This window comes from Rhodococcus sp. BH5 (genome assembly GCF_027583855.1).
In the GTDB taxonomy this organism is placed as follows: Bacteria; Actinomycetota; Actinomycetes; order Mycobacteriales; family Mycobacteriaceae; genus Rhodococcus_F; species Rhodococcus_F qingshengii.
In genome coordinates, this window is the sequence record NZ_JAJHVW010000028.1 from 1 (window position 1) to 24,841 (window position 24,841).

General features: G+C 60.5%; 20 protein-coding genes and 4 pseudogenes. 4 read left to right on the top strand and 20 right to left on the bottom strand.

Going from position 1 to position 24,841, the window contains the following annotated elements; all coding sequences use genetic code 11:
• Nucleotides 1-923: 923 nt before the first annotated feature.
• Nucleotides 924-2,591, top strand: coding sequence for a GMC oxidoreductase (locus tag RhoBH5_RS31050; protein WP_270009397.1), 1,668 nt, complete (start codon nt 924-926; stop codon nt 2,589-2,591).
• A gap of 283 nt (nt 2,592-2,874) precedes the next feature.
• Here RhoBH5_RS31050 and RhoBH5_RS31055 read toward each other — a convergent pair whose 3' ends face one another.
• The 6 genes and pseudogenes from RhoBH5_RS31055 to RhoBH5_RS31080 form a co-directional block, all read right to left on the bottom strand.
• Nucleotides 2,875-4,092 (bottom strand): glycerate kinase family protein, encoded by a 1,218-nt coding sequence (locus RhoBH5_RS31055; protein WP_270009398.1) that lies wholly within the window; start codon nt 4,090-4,092, stop codon nt 2,875-2,877.
• A 29-nt stretch (nt 4,093-4,121) separates the two neighbouring features.
• Nucleotides 4,122-5,534, bottom strand: coding sequence for an SLC13 family permease (locus RhoBH5_RS31060; protein WP_270009399.1), 1,413 nt, complete (start codon nt 5,532-5,534; stop codon nt 4,122-4,124).
• A gap of 119 nt (nt 5,535-5,653) precedes the next feature.
• The gene (locus RhoBH5_RS31065) at nt 5,654-6,313 is read right to left on the bottom strand and encodes a response regulator transcription factor (protein WP_270009400.1); all 660 of its coding nucleotides are present in this window, start codon (nt 6,311-6,313) and stop codon (nt 5,654-5,656) included.
• The gene (locus RhoBH5_RS31070; protein WP_270009401.1) at nt 6,310-7,815 is read right to left on the bottom strand and encodes a sensor histidine kinase; all 1,506 of its coding nucleotides are present in this window, start codon (nt 7,813-7,815) and stop codon (nt 6,310-6,312) included. The genes RhoBH5_RS31065 and RhoBH5_RS31070 overlap by 4 nt, the downstream gene beginning before the upstream one ends.
• A gap of 319 nt (nt 7,816-8,134) precedes the next feature.
• On the bottom strand, nt 8,135-8,344 hold the full coding sequence (locus tag RhoBH5_RS31075) for a hypothetical protein (RefSeq protein ID WP_270009416.1): 210 nt from the start codon (nt 8,342-8,344) through the stop codon (nt 8,135-8,137).
• Between the two features lie 174 nt (nt 8,345-8,518).
• Nucleotides 8,519-9,640 (bottom strand): annotated as a pseudogene (locus tag RhoBH5_RS31080) (IS3 family transposase); the annotation flags it as partial.
• 68 nt (nt 9,641-9,708) lie between these two features.
• Here RhoBH5_RS31080 and RhoBH5_RS31085 point away from each other — a divergent pair.
• Complete coding sequence (locus tag RhoBH5_RS31085) at nt 9,709-9,999, top strand: hypothetical protein (RefSeq protein WP_270009402.1); 291 nt, start codon at nt 9,709-9,711, stop codon at nt 9,997-9,999.
• Nucleotides 10,000-10,310: 311 nt separating this feature from the next.
• Here RhoBH5_RS31085 and RhoBH5_RS31090 read toward each other — a convergent pair whose 3' ends face one another.
• The 6 genes and pseudogenes from RhoBH5_RS31090 to RhoBH5_RS31115 form a co-directional block, all read right to left on the bottom strand.
• Nucleotides 10,311-10,724, bottom strand: coding sequence for a PIN domain-containing protein (locus RhoBH5_RS31090; protein ID WP_270009403.1), 414 nt, complete (start codon nt 10,722-10,724; stop codon nt 10,311-10,313).
• Nucleotides 10,717-10,935 carry a type II toxin-antitoxin system VapB family antitoxin gene (locus RhoBH5_RS31095; RefSeq protein ID WP_270009404.1) on the bottom strand — a complete coding sequence of 73 codons (219 nt, stop codon included), beginning with the start codon at nt 10,933-10,935 and terminating at the stop codon, nt 10,717-10,719. Before RhoBH5_RS31095 ends, RhoBH5_RS31090 begins: the two co-directional genes overlap by 8 nt.
• A 411-nt stretch (nt 10,936-11,346) precedes the next feature.
• Nucleotides 11,347-12,629: pseudogene (locus tag RhoBH5_RS31100) on the bottom strand (IS256 family transposase).
• A 316-nt stretch (nt 12,630-12,945) separates the two neighbouring features.
• A complete protein-coding gene (locus RhoBH5_RS31105) occupies nt 12,946-14,244 on the bottom strand; it encodes a UDP-glucose dehydrogenase family protein (RefSeq protein ID WP_270009415.1) in 1,299 nt (432 codons plus the stop codon).
• Entirely contained in the window at nt 14,241-14,498 is a 258-nt protein-coding gene (locus RhoBH5_RS31110; RefSeq protein WP_270009405.1) for a hypothetical protein, read from the bottom strand. The genes RhoBH5_RS31105 and RhoBH5_RS31110 overlap by 4 nt, the downstream gene beginning before the upstream one ends.
• Before the next feature lie 114 nt (nt 14,499-14,612).
• The gene (locus RhoBH5_RS31115; RefSeq protein ID WP_270009406.1) at nt 14,613-16,073 is read right to left on the bottom strand and encodes a glycosyltransferase family 2 protein; all 1,461 of its coding nucleotides are present in this window, start codon (nt 16,071-16,073) and stop codon (nt 14,613-14,615) included.
• Nucleotides 16,074-16,970: 897 nt separating this feature from the next.
• Here RhoBH5_RS31115 and RhoBH5_RS31120 point away from each other — a divergent pair.
• A complete protein-coding gene (locus RhoBH5_RS31120) occupies nt 16,971-20,663 on the top strand; it encodes a WD40 repeat domain-containing protein (protein WP_270009407.1) in 3,693 nt (1,230 codons plus the stop codon).
• Between the two features lie 47 nt (nt 20,664-20,710).
• Here RhoBH5_RS31120 and RhoBH5_RS31125 read toward each other — a convergent pair.
• Nucleotides 20,711-21,019, bottom strand: a pseudogene (locus RhoBH5_RS31125) (integrase core domain-containing protein); the annotation flags it as partial.
• A 224-nt stretch (nt 21,020-21,243) separates the two neighbouring features.
• Between RhoBH5_RS31125 and RhoBH5_RS31130 the strand changes: the two are divergent.
• Entirely contained in the window at nt 21,244-21,561 is a 318-nt protein-coding gene (locus tag RhoBH5_RS31130; RefSeq protein WP_270009417.1) for a hypothetical protein, read from the top strand.
• Between the two features lie 23 nt (nt 21,562-21,584).
• On the opposite strand, the gene RhoBH5_RS31135 is transcribed toward RhoBH5_RS31130, so the two are convergent.
• The 7 genes and pseudogenes from RhoBH5_RS31135 to RhoBH5_RS31165 all read right to left on the bottom strand — a co-directional run.
• Nucleotides 21,585-21,920 carry a hypothetical protein gene (locus tag RhoBH5_RS31135; protein ID WP_270009408.1) on the bottom strand — a complete coding sequence of 112 codons (336 nt, stop codon included), beginning with the start codon at nt 21,918-21,920 and terminating at the stop codon, nt 21,585-21,587.
• 34 nt (nt 21,921-21,954) lie between these two features.
• Complete coding sequence (locus RhoBH5_RS31140) at nt 21,955-22,197, bottom strand: helix-turn-helix domain-containing protein (protein ID WP_270009409.1); 243 nt, start codon at nt 22,195-22,197, stop codon at nt 21,955-21,957.
• Nucleotides 22,198-22,358: 161 nt separating this feature from the next.
• On the bottom strand, nt 22,359-22,745 hold the full coding sequence (locus RhoBH5_RS31145; protein ID WP_270009410.1) for a hypothetical protein: 387 nt from the start codon (nt 22,743-22,745) through the stop codon (nt 22,359-22,361).
• Nucleotides 22,746-22,788: 43 nt separating this feature from the next.
• Nucleotides 22,789-23,085, bottom strand: coding sequence for a hypothetical protein (locus tag RhoBH5_RS31150; protein ID WP_270009411.1), 297 nt, complete (start codon nt 23,083-23,085; stop codon nt 22,789-22,791).
• A 668-nt stretch (nt 23,086-23,753) separates the two neighbouring features.
• Nucleotides 23,754-23,909, bottom strand: a complete 156-nt coding sequence (locus tag RhoBH5_RS31155; protein WP_270009413.1) for a hypothetical protein — start codon at nt 23,907-23,909, stop codon at nt 23,754-23,756.
• Complete coding sequence (locus RhoBH5_RS31160) at nt 23,906-24,160, bottom strand: hypothetical protein (protein WP_270009414.1); 255 nt, start codon at nt 24,158-24,160, stop codon at nt 23,906-23,908. The genes RhoBH5_RS31155 and RhoBH5_RS31160 overlap by 4 nt, the downstream gene beginning before the upstream one ends.
• A 45-nt stretch (nt 24,161-24,205) precedes the next feature.
• Nucleotides 24,206-24,841 (bottom strand): annotated as a pseudogene (locus RhoBH5_RS31165) (cutinase family protein); the annotation flags it as partial.

A 24,841-nucleotide genomic window follows, 5' to 3' on the forward strand; every position in this document is an offset into this window, starting at 1 on the left:
GCGGCGCTCCCCCGGCGCTGCGCGCCGAGAACGGAGGCGGGCGCTTCGCGACCCGCCGAGAGGACCGCTGCGCGGTCCGTCGGTGGTGCGGTGTCGTTGCCGGGTGAGCGCGGCGCTGCGCGCCACTCGAAATTCAATCGTGTTGTTGCACTTTTATTTTCGAGTCTCACGTCGAAATCGGAGTCACCTCTAAAGAGGGCTGGGGAGGTGGGGTCCGGTTCGCCGGCACGTCAACGCTGAGTCCGTCACAACCACTTCGATCTCGTCATACCCACCATCATACACCCCCATCATCCAACTAACACAAGAAAACCAAAAACGTTGCCATGCAAACACATTCACAAAACACGTTGCACAACCACCCAAACGGCAAGAAGCACAACATAATACTAAACACACTGCACCACAACACAATTCAAAACACCCTACGAGCCACCCCAACCACTCCCCCAACACACAAACACACCCCACACCACCACCACCACAAAACCCCAGCTCACCACACTGCCGGCCCACCACCACCCTTGTCACAACCCCACAAAATACGATCCTCCGAAGCTCGGAAAAGGACCGACCTGAAAGGTAGTGTCTCGCCCCATGAGCGGCTTCTCAGACTTACTCACCCAAACCACAGCCCCATGGTTGGGTGGCGATCGTCAGCGGGCTTCTGGGACTGCTCGCGAGCAGTCTTTTGACAACCTTTGCGGAGAGGAGACGTCGGAAGAACGAAACTCGAGTCGGCATCGACATCAACCGCGAGCAGGAGGGAATAGGGGCGGTATACACCCGTGCCGAGCTTGAGGGCCACATCGAGAATTAAGCAGCCGTAACCGGGGCACATCAGTCTCCGAAATGGTGAGGGCACTTAACTTTTGAACCGCGATCTCCATCTAACGAGTCATGCAAGGGTGTACATTCCCGACATGGCCGTCAACGAATCACGTTACCCGTCAACGCTGAATCGACGATCCGTCCTTCGCGGCGCCGCCATCGGCTTCGGGGCGTTCGCTGCCGGTCAAACTTTCGCACCGACGGCGGGGGCGCACACAGAAACGCCTCCGCGCTCACTCCGAGACATGACAGCTGTGGTAATCGGCAGTGGATTCGGTGGCGCAGTTGCTGCACTGCGCCTGGGCCAGGCGGGCGTACAAACGACAGTCCTTGAACGCGGACGCCGGTGGCCGATCGACCCCGCGGGCTCCACGTTCTGCACAATTAACGAGCCCGACAGCCGTTCCGCATGGTTCGCCGACCACCCGCCAATCAATCCGCTGACCAAGTTCACGCACATCGACCGCTATCCGGGTCTCATCGATCGAGTACGAGGCAACGGGATCGATGCCCTCTACGGCTCTGGAGTCGGAGGAGGATCGCTCGCATTCGGCGCATTCACCCCACAGCCTCGGCGCCAAGACTTCGCCCAGGCGTTCCCCACGCAGATCGACTACGGCGAGATGGACCGTATCTACTACCCCCGCGCGAAGAGGATGCTTGACACCTCGCCCCTGCCCGCGGATGTACTCGCCCACCCCAGCTACCGCGGCGCGCGAGCCTGGCTCGACTACATCGAGGACTTCGGCGGCGAACCCGTACTCCACGACTTCTGTGTGGACTGGGACGTTGTCCGCGACGAGTTGACAGGGCGTGCCCCTGCCTCGTACTCGATCGGCGAAGGCCCGTACGGCAGCAATTCCGGTGCAAAAAACAGCGTCGACCGCAACTACTTGCCCGCCGCAGAAGCGACCGGAAATGTGACAATTCTTCCGCTGCACGAGGTCACCGAGATCCGAGAGGTATCTGGACAGGAATGCTTCGAGGTGGCGGTCAACAGAATCGACGAGTCGGGTACGGTGCTCGAGCGCACGACAATCGTTGCAGACTGCGTATTCATGGCCGCTGGTTCGTTTTATACCACCTCCCTACTGGTCACTGCGAAGGCGAAGGGAACCCTGCCTCGGTTGAACGACCAGGTCGGCAAAGGCTACGGAACCAACGGCGACTTCCTCCTCTCGCGAACGCTCCTGCGGCGCGACTGCGGCGCCAAACAAGGCGGGCCCGGTGTCGCTGTTATGTACGACGACGACAATCCAGAGGGTCCGATCTCCATTTCGTGGGAGGCTTCCCCTTTCCCCGATATCGCAGGTGGCGGCACCATGGCCAATCTCATCCAGGTCATCACAAGCGAACGCGGCAGCATCGACTACAACCCCTCTTCGGGGCGCGCCGAACTCAACTATCCCTACGGTGAGACGAACAGTGACGTCGATGCACGCGCACGAAACTTCGCAGGCCGCTTCCACGACCGCACCGAAACCCGATTCGGCTCGCCCATAACAGGAATCCCCATCTACACCAGATTGGGGGATTTCGGTTCAGGTTGCACTTGGCACGGACTAGGCGGAGCGGTGATGGGGCAGGCATGCAACTTCGAGGGCAAAGTCGACGGATACTCGAATCTGTTCGTGGTCGACGGTGCCCTGCTTCCTGGGTCGTCCGCTCTGGTCAACCCCGCCTTGACGATTACAGCAATAGCAGAGCGGTGCCTGGACAACCTCCTCGGCACTTATCTCATGCCTGGCTCCCGTAACTAATGGGCACCGCATGTGAGCACACTGGGACAGAGCACAGCCAAACGGACGCGGGAGTCGGCTACTCGAAAGGCTCATGGGTCACAGTGCCCCCCCCTGCGCACCGTTTCGATCCGGATCAAACGGTGCGCAGAGAGACAGCGATCCGACAAATATTTACTTAAATCTTTTCAGGTAGCTACCTTTCGCAACAATATGAGGCTAAAGATGCGCAAAGGCTGCGATGATGGTGGAATTTGGAACGTTCACGATTTATTGCCCACGAACAGTTCCCACAAGCCGGGGGTTACGAAGCCTTGCCTCGCTTACTGCCAGGTTTTGCGGAAATAGCCCCGCCGATCAGGATCATCCGCATCATTCGTTCGGCAGCATCGATGAGTAGCGCCTCCCCGTCCGCCATTGCTTGTGACAGCGACATGGGTACGGTGAGGATCGAGGCGATGGCGGCGATACCCATGTCATGGACAGTCGGGGCTCCCTGTCCGAGGGAGCCCGCGAGCGCTACGACAGGGACTCCGAGCCGATTGGCCCGGCGAGCAACTTCGGCGGGCACCTTCCCGTGTGGGGTCTGGAAGTCGATAGCCCCTTCAGCGGTAATGACGAGGTCGGCCTTACTGATTCGACGGTCGAGGTCGATGCCGCAGAGGCCGGAGTCGAGCAGTACGTCGAAGCGGGACCGCAGTTGTGCGCCTGCCCCGCCTGCGAGGCCCGCCCCCAGGCCGCCCGATGCTCCCGTTCCCGCTCCCGTTCGAAGGTTGCCCGAGTGGACTCCGTCGCATTCGAGGATTGTGGCCCAATTCGACAGTGCCGCGTCGAGTTCATCGACAAGGGCTGACGTTGCACCCTTTTGCGGGCCGAAGACCCGAGCGACGCCGTGTGCGCCGGCAAGGACGTTGTGCTGGTTGCATGCCAGGATGATCTCGGTGGCGGCGAGACGATAGTGAATCCCAGACAGGTCAAGTCGCCTTGCTCTGGCCAATTCTCTTCCACCGAAATTTATTTCGCATCCGTCACTATCTGTGATCTTAGCTCCTAGAGCTTGGAGCGCCCCTGCTCCTCCGTCGCAGGTACCGGAATCACCGCATCCCACGAGTATTGTGTCGACATGGTGGTCGAGTGCGGCCGCAATCAACTGCCCAACTCCGTAGGTAGTTGTCGAACCTGGATCTCGTTGATTTTCCGGGACGAGTGAGAGACCCGCGGCTGCAGCCATTTCCACGAGTGCGATCTTCTTTCCCGGAACGCCAAGAAGGGCCCAATGGGCGTTCACCGTCGCTCCGGTAGGGCCGATGACCGCGACATCGTGCAATGTTCCATTCGTCGCCGCAGCCAGTGTGCGGGCGGTACCCTCGCCACCGTCGGCGATCGGTGCGATGTCCACCCGCACACCGGGCAGGGCTCGCCGTACGCCTGCGGCGATGGCGGCGGCAACCGCCTCGACGCACAAGCTCTCCTTGAACCCACTGGGAGCTATCAGGATTCGTTGTGGGACTCGATACGACATATTTCCTCCGAGGAGAGTGATTGAAGCTTTCAGGACAGGTACAGGGAGAGCCCGAGGAGCGGCCATACCCAGAGCGCGAACCCGAGCAGGAGCGCGATCGAGATGGGTGCCAGGACAGCTGACAGGCGGAGTAGGTGACCCTGGAGGTATCCGGGCATGGAATCGGTTTTCGCGAACATCGCGACCGGTTTCGCGGAACTGGTCAGCGTGATGCAGAAGCCCGCGGCCGCAGTTGATATGAAAGCGGCGGCGGCTGGGTCGATTCCGACTACAGGAGCGGTCGCGACGATGACCGGGATCAGTACAGCGGAGCGGGCTGAACGCGATTGCACGAACAGATGTGCGCCCAGCGAGATGATCACTACGGTAACGACGAAGAGCCACCCCGCCGAATTACCAAGGCGTTTCATCGGTTCGAAGAACTGGTCAGCTACCCAGTTCGCGGCGCCACTCGTCGTTAGGGCGACGCCGAGACATAAGGTCGACGCCATGAAGAGCAGCAGCATCCAGGGGATCGTCTTGACAGCGGCCCCGAGCGTCGTAGTGCCGATCATCGGCGCGACGGCCACCAGCGCACCGAGCATCGCGACGATTGCCGGTTCCACGCCGTGAAGAGGTTCGCTGCACCAAAGCAGCACCATCGCGGCGAGTAGGAACGCTATTCGCCTCTGTGCGGGCGAGAGTGGCCCGGACCAATTGTCTCCGTCCGGATGTAAGTCGTTCTGGTCGAGAACGATTCCGTGACGGCGTTCGCTCCGATCGGTGAACAGCAGCAAGGCCACCTCGGCGCACAGGTGCGACCACACCACCGCAAGTGGCAAACCCCAGGTGGCCCACGTCAGAAAGTCGATGCCGGAACCCGTTGAGGAGTAGAGGATTTTGCTAGTTATGAGATGAGCTCCGGCGCCGAGGAGTGATCCGATGGCGGAAAACAAGATCACCGAAGGGAATACCAGTGCGAGGCACAGTACCAATCTCGGACGCTCTCGGAGCGCTACAGCCAAAGAGAGGAAGACCGGCATGGCGAGTGCCGCTCGACCCGATGTAGCCGGGATGGCAAACGTCGTGATGAGGAGAACGATCGCGACCAAATGGACCAGTTGACGTGGCGTCCGAGCCACCGAGAGAACTCGCGTCGCCACGCGGGCGGACAGTCCGCTCGAGGTGATTGCGGCGGCAACCACGAATGACCCTACGAGTAGCCAGACGACATCCTGGCCGAGAGTGCCGGTGAATACTTCGGATTCGATAGGTCCGAGAATCACCAGGGTCAGCGCCGCGCCCAGTGCAACGTACGTGTCATCGACCGGTACGAAAATCCATATCCATACCGCGATCAGGAAAACGATCAGTGTGATCGCGCCGTCGACGGGCAGGGTGCCCCAGAGTCCATTGGCTGCGACGCAAGTACACAGCGCACAGGCAATGATGGTGCCGGTCACCGCAAGTGGAGACGGTTTCGGGAGCGAACGATATCCCTCCCGCTGACCTAATGGAAGCCTGTTTGTCCGGCCGATGAGGGGAGGCGCGGTAGGCGGAACGGTGAAATGTTCAGTGGCGGTCAACGTAATCGGTATCCCATCCCGCGGATCGTCTCGACTCGGTCGACGCCTATCTTCGCCCGTAGGGCGCGCACGTACACATCGACAACATTGGAGGCTGGGTCGAAGTTGTATCCCCATACATGCCCGAGGATCTGCTCACGGGAGAGTACTTGATCGGCATGACGTAGAAACACTTCGAGTAACGCGAATTCACGAGCTGTGAGATCCGCCTGCTGATCACCGATGTGGACTCGACGGGAGCGCAAGTCCAGCCGCAGGTCGCGCAGCACCAGCGAGGTATCGGGAGATCCTCCGGCGTCATCCTGTATCCGAAGCCTGACGCGAGCAAGCAGTTCAGCGAACTGGAACGGTTTGGTGATGTAGTCGTTGGCGCCACCTTCGAGGCCAGCGACGGTGTCGCTGACGCTGTCTCTCGCGGTCAGGACCACCACTGGGGTCGTGATAGCTTCGCCGCGCAGCTGCTTCAGTACGGTGAAACCGTCCATCGAAGGGAGACCGATGTCGAGAAGTAGCATGTCGAATCCTCCACCCCGAGCCATCACCAACGTGGTCTCGCCGTCTGCGACGTGTTCGGTGGTGTATCCGGCGGCCTGAAGTCCCTTGCGGATGAACGACGCAATGTGAATATCGTCCTCGGCAATCAAGATGCGGCTCATACCATCTCCTTCGTGGTGAGTGCCCGCTGTGGCAGATCGGGGGTATCGGGTACGGGTGTGGGGATGTTGAGGCCGAACGTGGCACCTTCACCGTGAACACTGCGGATCCACGCCGAACCGTGGTGGGCATCGGCGATAGCACGGACGATGGCCAGTCCGAGTCCAGCACCTGACCGTTGACTCGATGCGGTGCGATGGGCGGCTGGGCCACACTGGAACCGTTCGAAGATCAGTGGTACATCTTCGCTACGGACGCCGGGTCCTTCATCGCTGATCCAGATCGAGAGGATCCGCTGGTCACCGTTGCCGATAAATTTGGAGCCCAACCGGATTTGCGATTCCTCGGAGGTATGACTGACTGCGTTTGCAGCGTATTGCAGCATCGCTTGGGTGATGCGTTCAGCGTCGAGTACGCAGGCCCCCTCGGCGACCTCCATGAGGAGCCACACCCGGTTGCCGAGTGTTTGCATTTTGGATTCGATATCGAGAAGTAGTTGCGCCGCATCGACCGGTTCTGGGACCACGAAGTCGGGTCGCTGAGCCTTGGCGAGCATCAGCAGATCACTCACGATGCGCCCCATCCGGCTCAGTTCGCTGTCTACAAGATCGAGGGTCTTACGACGTTCCTCGGGTTCGTCGGACATCAATTCGAGGTGGCCGCGCACGACGGTGATGGGCGTACGCAGCTCGTGCCCAGCGTCGTCTACGAACTGCCGTTGAATGGTGTAGGCCGTCTCGATCCGATCGAGCATCGCATTGAAGGTTTCGGCGAGCTCGGCGATGTCGTCACGCCCGTGTACCGGGACCCTCGCCGTCAGATCTAGTTCGCCCGTTTCCGCGGCGACCTTACGCACATGTCTGACCGGTGCGAGAATACGGCCGGCGACGAAGTAGGCGATAACTGTCGTCAGCATGAGCCCGCCCAGACCGACTACGGACAGTGTTTTCATCGTTTCGTCGACAAGGTCGCGTCCCGGGCGAGTCGCCACAGCTACTACGAAGGTGCCACCTTCTCCGGCGAGATTGTCCACCTGGACCTGTCCCCAACGTATCTCACCGGTCGGAGTCTCCAGGACGTCGGAAGGCCGGTCACCTGTTGATACGGCTTCCAACAGTGCTCGCTCGTCGATCAGGGTATCTCTCGCACTGGCAGAGGACGATTCAACAATCTGATCGGCGATCACTCCAAGCATCACTTCGTCAATTCCGGGTGATTGCCGGGCAAGATAAACCTCGAACAGCCGTTGGACCGATTCGAAGGGCCTTGCGGTGGTGGGGTCCACTCCTTCGCTGGCAAATGTCCGGAACTCGGCAGCTTCCTGTGTAACATTGCTGTTCGCCCGAATTTCGACGTCACGCATGAGGAGATTTCGTGCGGTGATCGCAACAACTACCAACAACACGAACGTCGTCAGCATGATCCAGGCCGTTATCTTCCAGCGCGCGGACAACGGTGATCCCTGACGCCTTCCGTCGGCGGACAGCGATTCAATCATCATCATCGTCGTCACCATCGAGCACGGCAGGATTCGGTGTCGGTGCCTGCTGCGGGATCAGTGACTCGGTGGCGATGCGAGTTGGGGGTGTGGGAGTTGGGGGTGTGGGAGTTGGGGGTGTGGACATCGTGATCGGCACGATGTCCACCACTACCGGTGTGGAATCCAGCTCAGGGCCAGGAGACCGTGTGAGCCAAAAGCTCGTTGCGAGCGCTACACAACCGATGGCGAGCACCGCACGGTCAGCGTAGGAGCTGGAAGATCGCATAAGAGTAACTATGCACGTCGGATGTGACGCATGAATGAGAGACAGATGAGGGTTCTTTCATCTGTTGCGTATGACGGGCGAATCTCGGAACACCGAACCGAGCAACCGGATTCGCTTGCGCAGTTCCCGGTTCTCCACCACGTCTCCGCCTGTGGTTTCAGGCTTGATATCGGACACTTTCAGCCAGCCCGTCAGGCAGGATTCGCTGATACCGAAATCTGCGGCGATCTGCTTCAACAACGTCCCGGGCTCGCGACTACGGGCCACACGGACGACGTCGTCACGGAGCTCTCGGGGATAGGGCTTTGGGCATGGTGCACATCCTTCCAGCGGCACCTCTCGGCACCACAGATCAGAATGGAGTGTGTCAAGGTTCTTGGACAGCGACTCGGTGGTTTCAGGCAGCTGCTGCTGCGTTTCGATACTCGGCGAGGGCTTCCGCGGGGTGCGATAGCCCAGCGTCGAATGCAGACGTTGTCGGTTGTAGAACACCTCGATGTACTCGGCGACCGCGAACCGTGCCCGGCTCCGGGTGCCGAACGTTCGCCGGTGGTACATCTCGTTCTTCAGGGTCGCGAAGAACGACTCGGCCGCCGTGTTGTCCCAACACACCCCTGTTCGTCCGACGCTGGTTCGCACGTCCTTCGACTCGGCGAACTCTGCGAATCTCGTTGATGTGTACTGACTTCCGCGATCTGAATGGAACACTGCGTCCGTCCTGACGTGCCCCGCGGGTGACGGCCATCTGCAACGCGTCGACGATCAGCGACGTGCGCATGTGCGACGCGGTCTGCCATCCGACGACCATCCGCGTCGCGAGATCGATCACCGTCGCCAGATACAACCATCCCTCACTGGTGCGTAGGTAGGTGATGTCACCGACCAGACGCGCGCCCGGAACCTGTGCGGTGAAGTCCCGGTCGATCAGGTCCGGGACCGCCGCCACCTCGCCGGCAATCGTGGTCCGCTTGTTTGCACGTGGTTGCACCGCGCACAATCTCAGCTCGCGCATGATGCCGGCGACGGTGCCGACGCTGACCTCGATACCGTCCCGATTCAACTGGGCGGCCACGCGCCGGCACCCGTACGTCTGCCGCGACGTGTCGAACACCCGCCTGACCTGCTCGCGCAACCCTCGCCTGCGCGAGGCGGTCGGTGTCTCGACCCGGTCACGCCAGACATAGAACGTCGACCGCGGCACATCCAACAGTGTGCACATCCAGCCGATCGAGTAGTTGGCCTTCTCCGCTTCGATCAACGCGCAGCGCTCGGCTACGGGTATGTCCTGGCGAAGAAGGCCGCGGCTTTTTTCAGAAACTCGTTTTCCATCCGCAGCCTGCGGATTTCTGACTCCATCTCCGCCACACGTGCCGCCTCCACAGGGTTCGTCGCGGTCGCGGGGTCGGAATTCTCCTTGCGCCACGCCTTGACCCAGTTACCGAGCGTGCCCGGATTGATCTCCAGGTCCCGGGCGACAGCGGCGAGTGAACGTCCCAGTCCGACAACCATTTGCACCGCTTCCGCCTTGAACTGCGGGCTGAACTGACGACGCTTCTCGGTCATGTACAGATCCTCTCTCATCCCGAGATTCACCGTCCAAGATCATTGGTACTGTGTCAGCGTTGGCGATTATGGATGTCGACGACGATGCGGCGCTCGATAACGACAGAACTGCCGATGTCCAGAAACGACTGCACGAAGTCCTCAAAGGGGCGAAGAATCGCCAGGCCGAAAACCTATACACCTTCGCAACATTCATTCGCGGAATACGGAACTACGGGATCCATCCCAACGCTGGTGAAAACAAAACCGCGGAAGAAGCACAGTCCGAACTTGGATGCTTCAGCCTTCTACAACGCATCCACGCCCACCTTCTCGCACTCCTAGACGCAGTCCAGAATCTACCGGCCACGACCCCTTAATCGTCCACTGTCCGGGAAACGACCGACACTTCGGCGGCCGGATTGGGGACCTGGCCGCCGATCTACAGAGAGATATTCCACCAGCGATCTCGTAGAGGCAGGTGTTCGCTCTTGGTCGATCAGAGACACCGCCATGGGTCGCCCCTTAGGAACGGAAACAGATACTTGCCAGGGTGCGCCGGCGATGGATTCGATGATTGCCCTCTGAGTGCCCTCGTCGATGCCGATGATTTGGTAAATACCGAGACTCCTCCGGATCAGCTCAGCGGAGAACGGAACCCAGGGGCGCCCTTGAAACGACCGAGACTGAGTTAAACAGTGGGAGCGACGTATTCGTGCTTGAGTTCGCTGACCCGTGCAATGTAGTCGAAGTCGCGATCGGCAGTCAACACCGTCGCGTCATTGACGATAGCGTACCCGGCAATGAGGATGTCGACAGCGCCGGCAGCCCGGACGAGGCCGGACCCCCACAGTGCACTCTGAATATCGAGCACAAGCGACTCGTCCGGCGCGTGTTCGAGCGGGAAACCGAGCGAAATCTGTTCGCGGTAAAGCGCATGCTCGTCCGGCGTCCTGGCGCTGTGGCAGAACTCGAGCACCTGCGGCGGGCAAGTCACGAAGAGGCCGGAGGGGGCACGTTCGATACGCCGCAGCCGAGCTGCGATTCCCGGGTCGCCGGTCGCGAGCCGAGCCCACACCGAGTTGTCGACGAGGTAGTCAGTCACGAGGCGCAGTGACCGGCGACTCTACGGGCGCTCCGAGATCCTCCGGGAGGTCGGCCAACTCAGCGATGCCGTCGATCATCGCCCCCTTCTGCCTCGACGCGATCAGGCGACGCAACGCGAGATCGAGCACGGCGCGGTTCGACCGTTCACCTGTGAGCTGACGAGCGCGTTCGATGAGGCTCGGGTCGAGATCGACACTGGTGACTGCCATGACGGGCTCCTTACCGAAGAGTCTATATTTTTGATTATATAGATATGCGCGCCGCAGTACCACCTCCGAGCGTGGCCTCTACCAACAGGCAATCCCCGAATCACTGCTGGACAACCCACGACGTCTCGCCGCTGATCACTCCGTACCAGTCAATCGTCGTGCACCCACGATTGCTGCCGTTCGCGTGTCATACAGAGCTTCTTTCATCTTTTCGGCCTGTCAAGGCGTCAAGAATTACGTTCGACACACGGATGTGATCGTCATGATCGGTAGAGCTCAACTTCTTCTCCTCATTTCTGTGCACTCCGACACGTGGCTCTGTGCTCACGACTCACCCTCAGAGGTCTTGGCCGGTAAGACTTCGGAGGGGAGGGGCCTGTCCAGAAAACGGTGTAATTGGTTGATTTCTAACTACTTTCGTCCGGCAGACAGGCGTCCGTCGAACATTATCTCGAAGGCATTCAGCGCTGCCTTCCATCGGTTGGACCAGCGTTGGCGGGCGGTGCCTTTCGGGTCGAGGTTCATGATGGCCAGATACACGCATTTCAAGGCCGCGGCCTCGGTCGGAAAGTGTCCACGGGCCTTGACAGCCCTGCGGATTCGGGCATTGACACTTTCGATGCATTGGTCGTGTAGATGACCTGTCGGATGGCGTTGTCGAATGGCAGGAACGGCACGAACTCGGCCCATGCGTTGGTCTAGAGCCTGATGATCGCGGGATAGCGTTTCTCCCATTTGTCGATAAACTCGGCGAACCGGTCGAGCGCAGCCTGCTCCGACGGCGCCATGTCGACGGGTTTGAGGTCCTTGGCGATCTCGGCCCAGTCCTTGCGGGAGGCATAGGCGTAGGTGTTGCGGAGAAGGTGGACCACACAAGTTTGCACGAGGGTCTGTGGCCACACTTGCTTGATCGAGTCGGGTAGATGCTTGAGGCCGTCGCACACGACGATCAGAACATCCTGAACACCAAGGTTTTTCAACTCGGATAACACCCGAAGCCAGTACTTCGCTCCTTCCCCGTCGCCGTGCTCACCGGCCCACAATCCGAGGATGTCGCGGGTGCCGTCGACAGTCACCCACATCACGACGTAGATGGGCCGGTTGGCGACGTTGCCCTCGCGGATCTTGACGTGAATGCAGTCGATGAACAACACCGGGTACACCGGATCCAACGGCCGGTTCTGCCACCCGGCCATGCCTTCCATCACCCGCTCGGTAATCGTCCAGATCGTCTGCTTGGACACATCGGCTCCGTACACCTCGGCCAGGTGTGCAGCGATCTCACCGGTCATTAAACCCTTTGCCGACAACGAGATCACCATGTCCTCCACGCCGCCCAGCCGCCGCTGTCGCTTGGCCACGATCTTCGGTTCGAAGGAGGAATCCCAGTCACGGGGCACCTCGAGTTCGACTGGGCCGGCTTCGGTCAACACGGTCTTGGCTCGTCTGCCGTTGCGGGAGTTGCCGCTGCCTCTCCCTGACGGGTCGCTCTTGCCGTATCCGAGGGGGTCGTCCATCTCGCCTTCGAGCGCGGACTCCACGACCAGCCTGGTCAGCTTCGACAGCAATCCGCCATCTCCGGTCAACTGCAGCCCTTCGGCTCGTGCCTGCTCGACCAGCTCTTTGAGCCGCGCATCGCTCACACCCGACTGAACCGAGTTCGTCTCTGCCTCACGATCAATCACATCAGTCATAGTGGCGTATCTCCTTTCAGAGTTACACCGTTGTTCTTACGGTCCAGGTAACCGCGCCGTCAAGTGTCTTCGGCAGTGATGGTGATAGTCAGGTCTGTCAGGGCGGAGCGATCGCCTCCCATGCGGCGGAACCTTAGTGGTGGAACGGATTTCGCTTCGCTGTTCATTTGCGGCCAGGCGGTCGCGGGCCGTCTCCCCATGAAATTTCGGAGGTCCGGTCGGGTGCGGCGAGAACATCGACGGAGCAGGAACATCGCGGCGAGAGTGGGCAGAACGGTAGCTCGTCGACAAAATTCGTGGAGCGCGGCACGGACATTTAGGCGTGGTAGGTCCATCCTGCGCTCTCCCAATCTTGCCGGTTGAGGCAGTATCGGCCGTCGATGATGTTCCGTCCGCGGGCGACGTCGCTGACCGAAGTGGGGTCGAGGGAGACAAATTCGGGCCATTCTGTGAGGACCAGTACGGAATCGGCGCCCTCGCACGCTTCCATCGCGGAGGTCGAGTAGTCCAGTGTTGGAAACAGTCGACGTGAATTGTCCATCGCGTGGGGGTCGTAGACTGTAACGGCTGCGCCGTTAAGTTGGAGTTGTCCAGCGACGTTCAAGGCGGGAGAGTCGCGGACGTCGTCAGAGCCTGGCTTGAATGCTGCGCCAAGTACCGCGATTCGTGATCCGATCAGTGTTCCGCTCGCGGCTCGGACTATCTCGACCATTCGGGTTCTGCGCCGCATGTTGATCCCGTCGACCTCACGGAGGAGTGTTAGTGCTTGGTCGGCGCCGAGTTCGCCGGCGCGTGCCATGAAGGCGCGGATGTCCTTGGGTAGGCATCCGCCTCCGAATCCGATTCCGGCGTTGAGGAACTGCCGACCGATGCGCGGATCGCGGCCGATAGCGTCGGAGAGCGCGGCGATGTCTGCGCCGGCAGCCTCGCAGACCTCGGCGACAGCGTTGATAAAGGAAATCTTGGTGGCGAGGAAGGCATTCGCGGAGACTTTCACCAATTCCGCTGTGGCTAGATCAGTTACGAGAAGGGGGACGCCGTCGACAATGAGCGAGGCGTAGATTTCCCGGGCTACCTGCTCCGCCCGCCCGCCCGGGCGTGTGCCGAGCACCAGACGGTCTGGGTGCAGAGTGTCGGCCACTGCGTACCCTTCGCGAAGAAACTCCGGATTCCAGGAGACCTCGACGTCGACATCGCGGGCGAGCTGGCTCACTCGGGTGGTGAGACGCGCAGCAGTTCCCACGGGTACGGTCGATTTGCCGAAGAGGACTGCATCGTCGGTCAAGAGTGGTACCAGCTCGTCGATGACGGCGTCGATGTAGCTAAGATCGGCTCCGAACTCGCCTTTCTTCTGAGGTGTCCCGACCGCGATGAAGTGTGTTTTTGCCCATGCTGCTGCTTCGGCGTACGAGTCGGTAAAGTTCAGGCGACCTTGGTCGATGTTGCGGCGCAACACTTCCGGCAGTCCTGGCTCATAGAAGGGCACGTCTCCGGCTTCGAGTTTGGCGAGTTTTCCTCGATTGGTATCCACCCCAAGGACCTCGTGTCCGAGTTCCGCCATACAGGCGGCGTGGGTGGCACCGAGGTATCCAGCTCCAAATACCGTCATTTTCATCGGGTCCCTGCCTTTGTCCATCGGTTCAGATTCGAACGGGCCGCGGCGACTGTCTCCGGGGTACTCGAGAGTGTCCAATCGGGGCCGTCCCGAGAGTCGACCTCGAACCGGACGAGGCCGGTCACCTGTGCGGTTTCGAGGTAAGTGAAGAGGTCTTCGATCCAGTGCGCTTTGTCCGCCCCTGGGGCGCAGCCGGTCTCATTGATCCAGACCGGGGTGTGCTGATCGATTTCGCCGATGATGGGCAATGCCACCGAGAAGACCTCGGAGGGGTTCGGCCACCGAAGTTGCCCGCAACCCTTCGATGTCTGTGCGAAAGGTTTTCGTTGCAGGTCGCGTGCGGTCTATAGGTGCAGGCAGTGTGGCCGTCATGTCAGTTCCGCCAGAACCATCAGATCGAAGTACCCGAGCGCGATGGCCGCCAGGAAGACGAGCACCGAAGTATAGCCGACGGCTTTGTAGGTGCTGATACGACTGTTGGGCGACTCGACCGCACGTTCCTTGTCGGCGATTGTTACCGATTCACGATGTACGGGGAGAACATCGAGAACCCGAAGGAACTCCACAAGCAACGGCGCAGCGAGGTAAGTGTACCCACCGAGGAACACCGCCATCAGCCAGAAGTGCGAAGGCCCATAACGGGTGAAGTCGTAGACCAATGCAGTCCATGCAGCGGTGAGACTGATACCGATGGTCGTGGCACCGACGACGCTGATGGCATGAGCCAACGAGCTTCCTCGCCCCACTGTTCCCGTTGCGACCCAGTCCTGAGTTCGGCCGGTCAATTTGTGGAAGATGGCGACCGCGTGGGAGAAGCTGTAGGCCATTTGAGTTCGCATTACTTCAAATCGCCAGCGGGACTTCGACATCCGAGGCAACAGGACGAAATAGATCCACGCGCCGGCCAAGAACGGCGCGAAATGGGCAGCCCGCACCTCGAGTGGGAAGAACACCGCCATGACGATGCCTGGGATATGGACGGCGAAGACATTGATTGCGGTGGAAATGTAATAGATGAAACCCGCCCAGAAGCAGATTCGTTGCCGGATGGTCAACGGATGACGCTGCGCGTTTCCGCTGAGAAGCAGCGTGATCGAGCCGTTGCACCACCGATATTGCTGATTGAGGAAACTCGCGAGATCCGAGGGACACAGCCCCTTGGAGACGAGGATCGGGACGTAGCGAGTCGCGAATCCGGCACGAAGCAGGAAGATCCCTGTATGCACATCTTCGCTGTGCTCGATCTGAGCGAACCCACCGGTGACCTGGAGCGCTGCGCGCCGGTAGACGGCGCTGGTACCGACGCAGATCGGGGCGCCTGCCGCGTCGCGGGAGGGCTGCACCCACCGGTAGAACAACTCCTGTGTCGCGCCGGATGTTCTCTCAAGCCAGTTCATCGACGTAGTGGTTCCGAAGTATTGAGGACTCTGCACAATGCCGACATCAGGATCGTCGAGATATGGCACCAGGTGATCCAGGAAATCCGGACGAGGACAGAAGTCGGCATCGAGGACGACGATCAAATCTGCGTTCGTGTACTCGTACCCGAACTGAAGGTTCCCCGCCTTCTTCATGAATCCCCGGTTCGGGCGCACGAGGTAGTTGAATCCGTGCGCCCGAGCTTCGAGTTCGACCTCCGGCCGTTCCGCATCATCTAGCACCCAGATGTGGAGATCCCCGGACCACCGCAACTGTTCGACGTATCGGTAGGTATTGGCAAGAACGATCATGTCCTCCCCACACGTGGGAAGGAAGACATCCACCGAGGGTCCGACAGGATTGAGCGTCGCCCAGCTGCCGATCGTGCGTCGGTGCGAATCCGCTGACACCTTCCGCTTGTTCCATCCTGAGAGTGCCGATACCACGGACCCGAGCACATTGACAGCCAATACCGCTAGAAGAGGCCAGAGCCAAACGCTGTTGGTCGCGAAACGAACCAGACTCATCGAGGCAAGCGAGAAGGCCACAGTCATACCCACCTGGACGCCGCGTCGCTGGGGGCCCAGATATGCGTACAGTTCACCGTCGGCCGGAGGCGAAACCGAACCCGTTAACTCTGTGAGAGACAGTGGCTGAGGCTCCTGGACACTCTCAAATCTAGTGGCGGTCATCCCCGCACCTCTCTGCAAATTCAAGTGAAGAATGGTCAATGTGGACCGCTGCCCGTGAAGCGCGGGGTGCGATGCGCACAGCGGCGAACAGGTCTGTGTAGTCAGCGCCGCATCCCAGACAGATCCGCTTTGAAGCCAGGCTGAGCCAATTGTCGGCTAACCAGAAGCGCGAATGCGCACCGAGAAGTGCCTCACCAATGGATTTCTGCAGCTAACCGGGACTCAACGTTCTGTCCGGACCGGACGCATTCCGGCGTAACACCGGACGCAGCCTGAGGTGGAATTATGAGTTGAGTCTCATTCGTTTGGAACTGCCTCCCCGGATCTGCGATAACAATGTGCGCACCTGACCGCAGTCAGAGGTGTTCGAGAAGTTTGAAATCGGAGCGTGTCGTGGCCCGTCCAACAGAATGTGAACACCCTCGGGTGCGGTTTGCGGAGAGGTTCGCACTCCTCTACGAATTGGCCGGCAGTCCCGTTCTGAAACGGCTCGCTGACCGCATCAACACGACAGTTACCGTAAGTGACTCCCGTCGTTCCAGCTTTGTTTCCGCACAGCGACTCTCTGATTGGCGTGCCGGGCGAAATGTGCCGGCACGGTTCGAGGGATTGGCCGTGACTCTTCGAGCACTCGTCGCGGCGGCCCGGGCACACACTCCGACGCCCCCGGTGGACGGGTTGTACTCGTTAGGCCACTGGCACGCACTTTGGGAACAGGCTCAGCGCAGCAATCCCGTTGCAGCCGACGGTCGTGTAGCGAACAACGAAACGTCGAAAGCTGCCATCGAGATGACGGACATCGAGTGCCCGTATCGGGGGTTGGCCGCGTTCGGCGCTTCCGACAGCGTCTACTTCTTCGGCCGCGACAGCGCAAGTTCCGTCCTACAAACAAAGGTCTTGGACGACAACCACGAGTTGGCAATGACCATCGTCGTGGGTGCTTCGGGTTCTGGGAAGTCTTCGCTTCTCCACGCCGGTCTTCTCCCCGCGCTGAGTCCGTCACGGTCCGGCATCGAGCTCAGCCCAGGACGCGCCCCACTCAGCGCCCTGCAAGACGCCCTCGAGACGTGTCCGGACGGACACGCAATCGTGGTGGTCGACCAGTTCGAAGAGCTATTCACACAATGCCCCGACGACACTTCCCGAACCCTATTCGTCGCGCGGCTTGTCGATTTGGCGCGGGCGCGCAAGTACAAGAGCACCACGATCGATGCTGTCGTAATTGCCGTGCGCGCCGACTTCTACGAACAATGCCTACAATTTCCTGACCTTGCGCGGTGCCTCGAACACCAACAGATGGTGTTGGGCCCGATGTCCCGGGACGAGATCGCGATGGCTGTCAGCGGACCGGCCAACCTCGTCGGGGTCACCGTGGAACCAGGGCTCGTCGACATCATGATCCGAGACCTCGGAGCAGGGGTCAAGCAGTTCGCGCGCGAGGTCCACTACAACGCGAGCGCACTCCCACTGTTGGCACATGCACTCCTGACAACGTGGCATGCATGTTCGAACCTGACACTGACAATCGCGGCATACGAGTCGATCGGCGGAGTACGTGGAGCGGTCGCTCGGACCGCTGAGGAGGTGTGGTCAGGACTCACGGCCACCCAACAATCGACGGCGCGCCAGCTATTGCTGAGACTGGTAACAGTCTCCGAAGACGGACCGGATACACGACGCAGACTGGCCCAGAGCCGACTGTTCGACGGCTGCGACGACGCGCCTGCTGCTGCAATAGTGCTGAATGCCTTGACCGAAGCACGTCTGGTAACTCGCGACGCGCCAGGAATCGAGTTGACGCATGAAGCGGTGTTCGAAGCCTGGCCGCGCCTGGCGGGTTGGCTTCGCGAGGATCGCGCCGATTCGGTGCTACGTCAGCGTATTGATTCCGATGCCCATGACTGGGATTGCAACGATCACGACAGTTCACTACTCTATCGGGGCCTGAGACTGGATTCCGCCGTGGACTGGGCACACTCGCACTCGGGCCAAATCGGCAGGTCGACTTGGAGGTTCATCTCGGCGGCTAGACGGCAAGACAGGCGTTCCCGCCGGCGACGCCGCGGAGTTGTGACAGCACTCGCGTTCTTGGCTGTGTGCAGTACTGTCCTAGCAGTCACCGCGCAGGTTCAACGCATCTCGGCCAATCACGATCGGAATGATGCGCAGTTCGCCGAGGTACTCGCGCAAGCCGCCGGGACCCAAAATTCCGATCCGTCACTCTCTGCGCAACTGTCTCGCGTTGCTACGGGTTTGAGACCGGACGATGCTACCGCGTACGCCATGGTCGTGGCAGCTCAGAACGCGCCGCTCAGTAGCCCCATGACCGGCCACGATGGTGCGGTGTACGACACTGTCGTCGGCCCGAACGGTATCGCAGCCTCAGCAAGCTATGACCGAACTATCAGGCTCTGGGACACCTCCACGGCCGGCAACAACCACCAGATCGGCGCTCCGCTATACGGGCATTCGAAATGGGTCACCAGTGTCGCATTCAGCCCAGACGGACGCATCCTCGCCAGCGGAAGCGGCGACAACACCGTGCGCCTCTGGGAGGTCAGCGACCCCTTCAACCCATACGAGATCGGCAATCCATTAATCGGCCATACCGGCGCCATCTATATGGTGGCGTTCAGCCCAGACGGCCGAACTCTGGCCAGTGCCAGCGACGATGCCACGGTCCGGTTGTGGAACATCGAAGATCCGAACGCGGTCGTCGACCGCGCGCTACCACTACGTGGGCACACTGCAGCGGTGCGGACGGTCGCGTTCAGCCCAGACGGCCGAACTCTCGCCACAGGCAGTGATGACCGAACAGCGTTGTTGTGGAATGTTAACGACCCTGCCAACCCCGCGCCATGGGGCGTTCCTCTCCGCGGGCATACCGACACGGTCCATTCAGTCGCATTCAGCCCAGACGGTCGAATTCTTGCAACGGGGAGTGACGATCAGAGTGTCCGACTCTGGTACATCCACGACCCTCGCGCACCGGTCTCTTCCCATCAACCAATCACCGGTCACAAGGCAGCGATCTGGTCGGTCGCGTTCAGCCCGGACGGAACAAGCTTGGTCTCAGCCAGCTGGGACGGCACTGCGCAGATCTGGGCATTGACCGACCCGGAGCGGCCAACCGCACTCGGAAAACGACTTGCAGGTAGCAGCGGGGGCCTAACCTCAGCGACATTCACGCACGACGGTAAGGACGTCGTCACCGGTGGCCAAGATGGAATTATTCGAGTGTGGACCTTGCCGACCTCGGTATTGGACGGTCATACACGTCGCGTCACAAGTCCAGCGATCGATCGAGGCGGGCGAATCATGGCGACTGGATCGCGCGATGGTACTGCGATCATCTGGGACATCGCCGACGGTCGAGTGCCTACCATCAGCGCCCGACTGCAATCGCCCGATTCGCTCGGTATCGAAAACATAGCCCTCTCTCCTGACGGGTCAACCCTGGCAACAGCCAGCCTAGGAAGTGGTCGGGTACAACTGTGGCATCTTGAGGTAGGCGGACTAGCAGTACCCGTGGGGGCTCCGCTGGAAGTGGCTGCCCGTTACACCCATGAACTGGCGTTCAGTCCTGACGGGAGGCTGCTTGCTACCGCGCAGGACGACCAGTCCATTCGATTGTGGGCCGTGGCAGACCTCGCGCATCCAGCACCTCTGGGGTCAGCACTTTCTGGTGCAGGCGGCTGGATCAATGCGGTTGCTTTCAGCCCCGACGGAGGCACCGTAGCAGCGGCCAGCAGCGACGAGACTGTCCGTCTGTGGAACGTATCCGACCCTTCGATGGCAGCTCCGTTGCAGTCCACGCTTACTGGTCACATAGGGGCAGTCAACTCCATTGCGTTTAGCCCCGACGGACTCGCACTCGCCAGCGGCAGCGACGACCAGAGCATTCGGTTATGGAGCCTCCACACAGACCAAGGGCAAGCGATAGGGCCAGCAACTATCCTCACTGGACACACCAGCACAGTCCGGTCCGTCGCGTTCAGCCCAGACGGACGAACCCTCGCCAGCGGTAGCGACGACCAGACGGTTCGAATCTGGAGTGTTGCCAACCCTACGAATCCCCACGCCGTCGGGGCCTCGTTGGTACAAAACGGAACTGTCCGGTGGAGCGTGAGCTTCAGCAACAACTCTGAGATGTTGATGGCCACGGGCGAAGGCGGTGCAGTACGAGCTCTCGATCTCAATCCGGACCGTGCAAAGGCGCGGGTGTGCAGCGCCACCAGAGGAAACTTGACAGAAGAAATTTGGAAGCAATACCTCCCACATCTGAGCTTTGAGCCCCCTTGTGGGTGATCCACGCTCTCAACGCGCCACTGAATCGCTCCGGCGAGTCCGGAGACTTACTGATTTGAGAACTCCGCAATTCGCGTAGTTCTTTGTTTACTGTAGTAGAACGCCTTGAGTTCGACCGGCGGCACATCGCCGCAGTGCTCGTAGAGTCGTCGGTGGTTGAACCAGTCCACCCACTCCAACGTGGCGATTTCCACATGTTCGACCGTTCGCCACGGCCCGCGCGGTTTGATCAACTCGGTCTTGTAGAGACCATTGATCCTCTCGGCGAGTGCGTTGTCGTGGCTCGATCCGGTAGCTCCGATCGAGGCATCGATACCGGACTCAATGAGTCTGTCGGTGAACGTAATTGACGTGTACTAATTGGGCTCAACCGGTGGAAGCAACACTCAAGGCCAGGAGGGTGTTGTGGGCAGACCATCGGATTGGGTGCGGGAGGTGACGGGCAGGGCTCCGATGAGGTCACCCGGAACGCCGGGCCATTCTCGGTCGAAGGAACGGCAGTTTGGGACCAGATCGCCGCAGGCAAGCTTCCTCGCGAGGCAGCTGACGCTGTCGGCGTGGGACAACCTGTGGGCCAGCGGTGGTTCCGGCACGCTGGCGGGATGACGCCGCATTCGTGGCCCGCGCCGGCAGGCAGGTACCTCTCTCTGGTGGATCCTGGGTATGCCTCGCGGGTGCGGTTCTCGATGGTCTTGTCTCCGTGGACGATCTGCCAGGCGTAGGGCTGGCGCACGGTCAGAATTCGCATGCTCACCCCTTCTCGGCCGCAACGAGCAGGGGCGAATTGGCCGTAATAGGTGGTGACGGCGTCTTTCCAGCCGGGGCTGCCTTGCCGCCATCGGTAAGTACGTCCGTCGACGGTTCCGTTGACGGACACATCGTCTGGTACGCCTTGTAGGCTCGGCCACGATGCCGGTTCCCTCATTGCTGTTCCACCTCAAGGGGTTTGGCAGTGACGGCGAGTCGGTACCCCTCGGGTGCGACGGTCACGGGATGGGTTGGGTGTATTGCCACCTTGAAATAGCCGATTTCGAGGATGATCAGCGGGTAGGTCAGAGAGTCGGTGACCGTCCGCAGTGTCCCCGCAACAATGGCTCCGTGATGACGTACCGCGACAGTCCTACCGATGCGATCGCTCTGGTACAGGTTCGGTTCGCCGTCCGTTCCCATGCCGTTGGTGGCGAGTTGGGAGGCCACTATCTCGTGCGGTCCGAGATCCGGGATGGTCTGAAGTTTCGGTGCGGCTGCCAGTTTCATTTGCTGCTCTCCCTCAAAGGCTGTTTCGTTTCCCTCAGTTCGATCGCTGTGCGCTTTCGGCGCTCTCGCGTGCGCGCGCCTGTACGACTGATTTCCGAACGGCCCAGGTGTCGCCCACGCGGGCAGCGGGGAGCTTGGCCGTTTTGATGGATTTCAGGATGCTCTGGCGGCTCACGCCCAGCTCTTGCGCTGCTTCGCTGACGGATACGAGCGCCGGCAGCGCCGCGGCTTCGGTGAGCCTGTCGAAGTCCGCGGCGGGCAGCACACGTAGCGACACCAGCGCCGGCCCGTAACGCTCGCGTCCAGACCTTCGTGGCGACGAAGAGGACGTCCGGACACATGTTCTAACCGATCTGACTTCGACGAATGCGTGCATACGGTCTTGAATGCGCGATACTCCGGCTCGTCTTGGGCCGGAGTATCGCGGTTTCACACTTGTCAGCTTGTCGACAAGTTAACTTCGTCGTCGTTCTGTGGCGGCCGGCTGGCCGGGCGATCCATTCCTCGAGTCTGATTCGTTTCATAGTTCGGGTCGCCAGGGAAGCAGTGTGTGGATGCGGCGGCAAAAGTGGCATGGATGAGCGCGGCCCGCTGAAGGGTGTCACGGACGTCGATGGGATAGGCAAATCGTTGCGGGCGACTCGGGTCAGGTTGCAGCGCAAGCAGGGACACCCTCGAGGCGAGAGCTGCGTGTTCGATGCGTGTGAGTTCGTGGTGTTGCGGATCGGGTATATCGGCCAGCGCAGCTTCGGGGATCGTCCAGGGATTGCGGGGGCTCGCCGCACTGGTCGGATCTAATTCGAGGTTCGAGGGGTCGTGGGTCATGGTCTCGTTCACCTTTCGTTGTTTCGCTTGCGGTGCTTGTTCGTCAGTTGCGGACGCACATCGCGTCGATTTCGCGCCGGATTTCGGGGACGAAGGCAAGAGCGGTCGCACACGCGGAAATCGTGGCGAGGATCAGTCCGGAGACGCCGACGGCGAGGGCGGGGTTACCGAAGCTCGCCGCCGTGTGGATCATCTCGCGCAGGCCGTCGGCGGTGGCCAGCATTACTGCGTAGAAGATGAGTGCGAGGAAGGCTGCGGCGATACCGGTGGTGACGCCGGCTATTCCTGCTTTGATGGTCCGCTCACGGATTCCGCGGCGCTGGGCAGTTGATGTAGTCATCGTTTCTTGCCTTTCGGTTCGTTCTCTTGTCGGTGAGCACCCCATGTGTGTGCTCGTACGTCGGCGCAGATCGGGCAGTAGCTTTCTTCGGCGGTGAACGTCCATCCCGGATCGACCGCGCGGGTTCGGTTTCACTGCAACCTCTTTCGCATCCGAGTACGGCCGGCAGTTCGCCAACGACGGTCAGGGTGCTGATCGACTCGTCGAGCCCTGGTATCTGGTCGCCTGGATATGCCGCTCGGGTCAGAGCGCCGGGTTCCGTCGACGTCGACGAATCGGAACGTGCGAATATGGCGTCGACGGCGTTGCTTTGTGATGCGAACCGCGCAGCGGCAGTGAGGACTATGGCGGCAGAGATTGTGGAGTTCAACCATTTTCGGCTCATTGTCGCTTCTTTCGGAGTAGTGGGCTAGTGGGCGTATCCGGTGCGTAGGGCCGCCACATTGAGAGCTTGTGTTCGGCGGTCGATGTTCCCGTTGCTAAGTTCCGGTGGGCGATGGCCGAGGTGAAATCTGCCGTCGATATGTGGGCAGGGGAAGATGGATAGCCGTTTGCTGCTGGGGCGTTGTTTGCGGACTGTTCGGGCGTCGGCGCGGGCGAAGTATGCGGGGCGCTCGCATAGCTCGCACCAGACGTAACAGGCGGCGGGGTTGTGTGACTGCTTCGGTTTAGCCATCCGATCGAGCTTCGGAGTCGCCGCCTGAGGGCCACATCATGCGTTCGCCAAGGGGCGAGAGAGAGGACAGCGAGAGTCGGGTGGTGAAGTTGTGACGCAGCGCTTCTGCGTTGTTTGATCCTGCTGTTGGTGTGGTGTTTTCGGTCATTTCGTCTCCTCGGATATCTGGTGGGTGGGTCCAATGGCTTGCGGAGATTCTCGCCGCGCTCCGATGGTGTTCGCGATGCCGTAGACGATCGTGGAGGCGATGTCCGGCTTGAGCAGAATTGCAAACATCGGAACCATGAGCAGAGTCATGGTGAGGTTCGACCAGTTGTTCGCCGCTCCGAGTAGGAGGACCGGGACGGATGTCACGAATACCCCGCACTGAACGACTTTGTCGATCACTTCGTGGGCCATTGTGGTTCCTCAATCGTCGTGTGGTTGGGCGTCTGTGCTGAGTGGTTATGCGGCGCGCTGGATCTGGATTCCGAACCAGTCACTGAGCCATTGCAGGGCGCTGCGGCCGGAGTTGTCGACGGTGAGTTCTCCGTAGTTGGTGTGCGCTCCGGAGGTGTAGAACGAGGCCGCTTCGAGGCCCTGGCCGACGAGGGTTGCGAGGTCTTCCGCACCTTGTGATCCGGCCATAGTGGTCAGTGAGCTGGTCAGTCCGCTCAGGTCCATGTTCTGGGCTTGGCCGGTGATCTGGGTGGCAGAAACCGATGCTGCGCTGGATTTGCCGAGTAAGGATGCATCGGTTTTGGTTGCTTTGCCGGTGAGCATTCCTGTTGCAGCAGAGGCGAGGTCGAGGCCGATCGGGAGTAGTCCGGCGAGCGCGGCGGGGTTTCCTTCGAGGACTGCCCAGGCGATTTCTTGGATTTGTCCGACGTTGTTGGCGATGCGGACGATGTCGACGCCGGAGAGGATGTTGCAGACGACGGCTGCGATCTGAGCGGACCCGCTCGGGTCCGGGATGATGGAGAGAATCTGCGAGATCCATTTGAGGTCCACGCCTGCGGCCATTTTCACCAGTGGAGCGAACTGGTTGTTGAGGTCTCCGGCGATGAGGTGCGCTCCGGCGACGTCGAGCGCTGCGATCTT

Excerpts from the sequence above, each read along its gene's own strand:
- RhoBH5_RS31050 (WP_270009397.1), top strand. The coding sequence starts at position 924 with ATGGCCGTCAACGAATCACGTTACCCGTCAACGCTGAATCGACGATCC.
- RhoBH5_RS31055 (WP_270009398.1), bottom strand. The coding sequence starts at position 4,092 with ATGTCGTATCGAGTCCCACAACGAATCCTGATAGCTCCCAGTGGGTTC.
- RhoBH5_RS31065 (WP_270009400.1), bottom strand. The coding sequence starts at position 6,313 with ATGAGCCGCATCTTGATTGCCGAGGACGATATTCACATTGCGTCGTTC.
- RhoBH5_RS31070 (WP_270009401.1), bottom strand. The coding sequence starts at position 7,815 with ATGATGATGATTGAATCGCTGTCCGCCGACGGAAGGCGTCAGGGATCA.
- RhoBH5_RS31085 (WP_270009402.1), top strand. The coding sequence starts at position 9,709 with ATGGATGTCGACGACGATGCGGCGCTCGATAACGACAGAACTGCCGAT.
- RhoBH5_RS31095 (WP_270009404.1), bottom strand. The coding sequence starts at position 10,935 with ATGGCAGTCACCAGTGTCGATCTCGACCCGAGCCTCATCGAACGCGCT.
- RhoBH5_RS31105 (WP_270009415.1), bottom strand. The coding sequence starts at position 14,244 with ATGAAAATGACGGTATTTGGAGCTGGATACCTCGGTGCCACCCACGCC.
- RhoBH5_RS31135 (WP_270009408.1), bottom strand. The coding sequence starts at position 21,920 with ATGAAACTGGCAGCCGCACCGAAACTTCAGACCATCCCGGATCTCGGA.
- RhoBH5_RS31145 (WP_270009410.1), bottom strand. The coding sequence starts at position 22,745 with ATGACCCACGACCCCTCGAACCTCGAATTAGATCCGACCAGTGCGGCG.
- RhoBH5_RS31150 (WP_270009411.1), bottom strand. The coding sequence starts at position 23,085 with ATGACTACATCAACTGCCCAGCGCCGCGGAATCCGTGAGCGGACCATC.
- RhoBH5_RS31155 (WP_270009413.1), bottom strand. The coding sequence starts at position 23,909 with ATGACCGAAAACACCACACCAACAGCAGGATCAAACAACGCAGAAGCG.
- RhoBH5_RS31160 (WP_270009414.1), bottom strand. The coding sequence starts at position 24,160 with ATGGCCCACGAAGTGATCGACAAAGTCGTTCAGTGCGGGGTATTCGTG.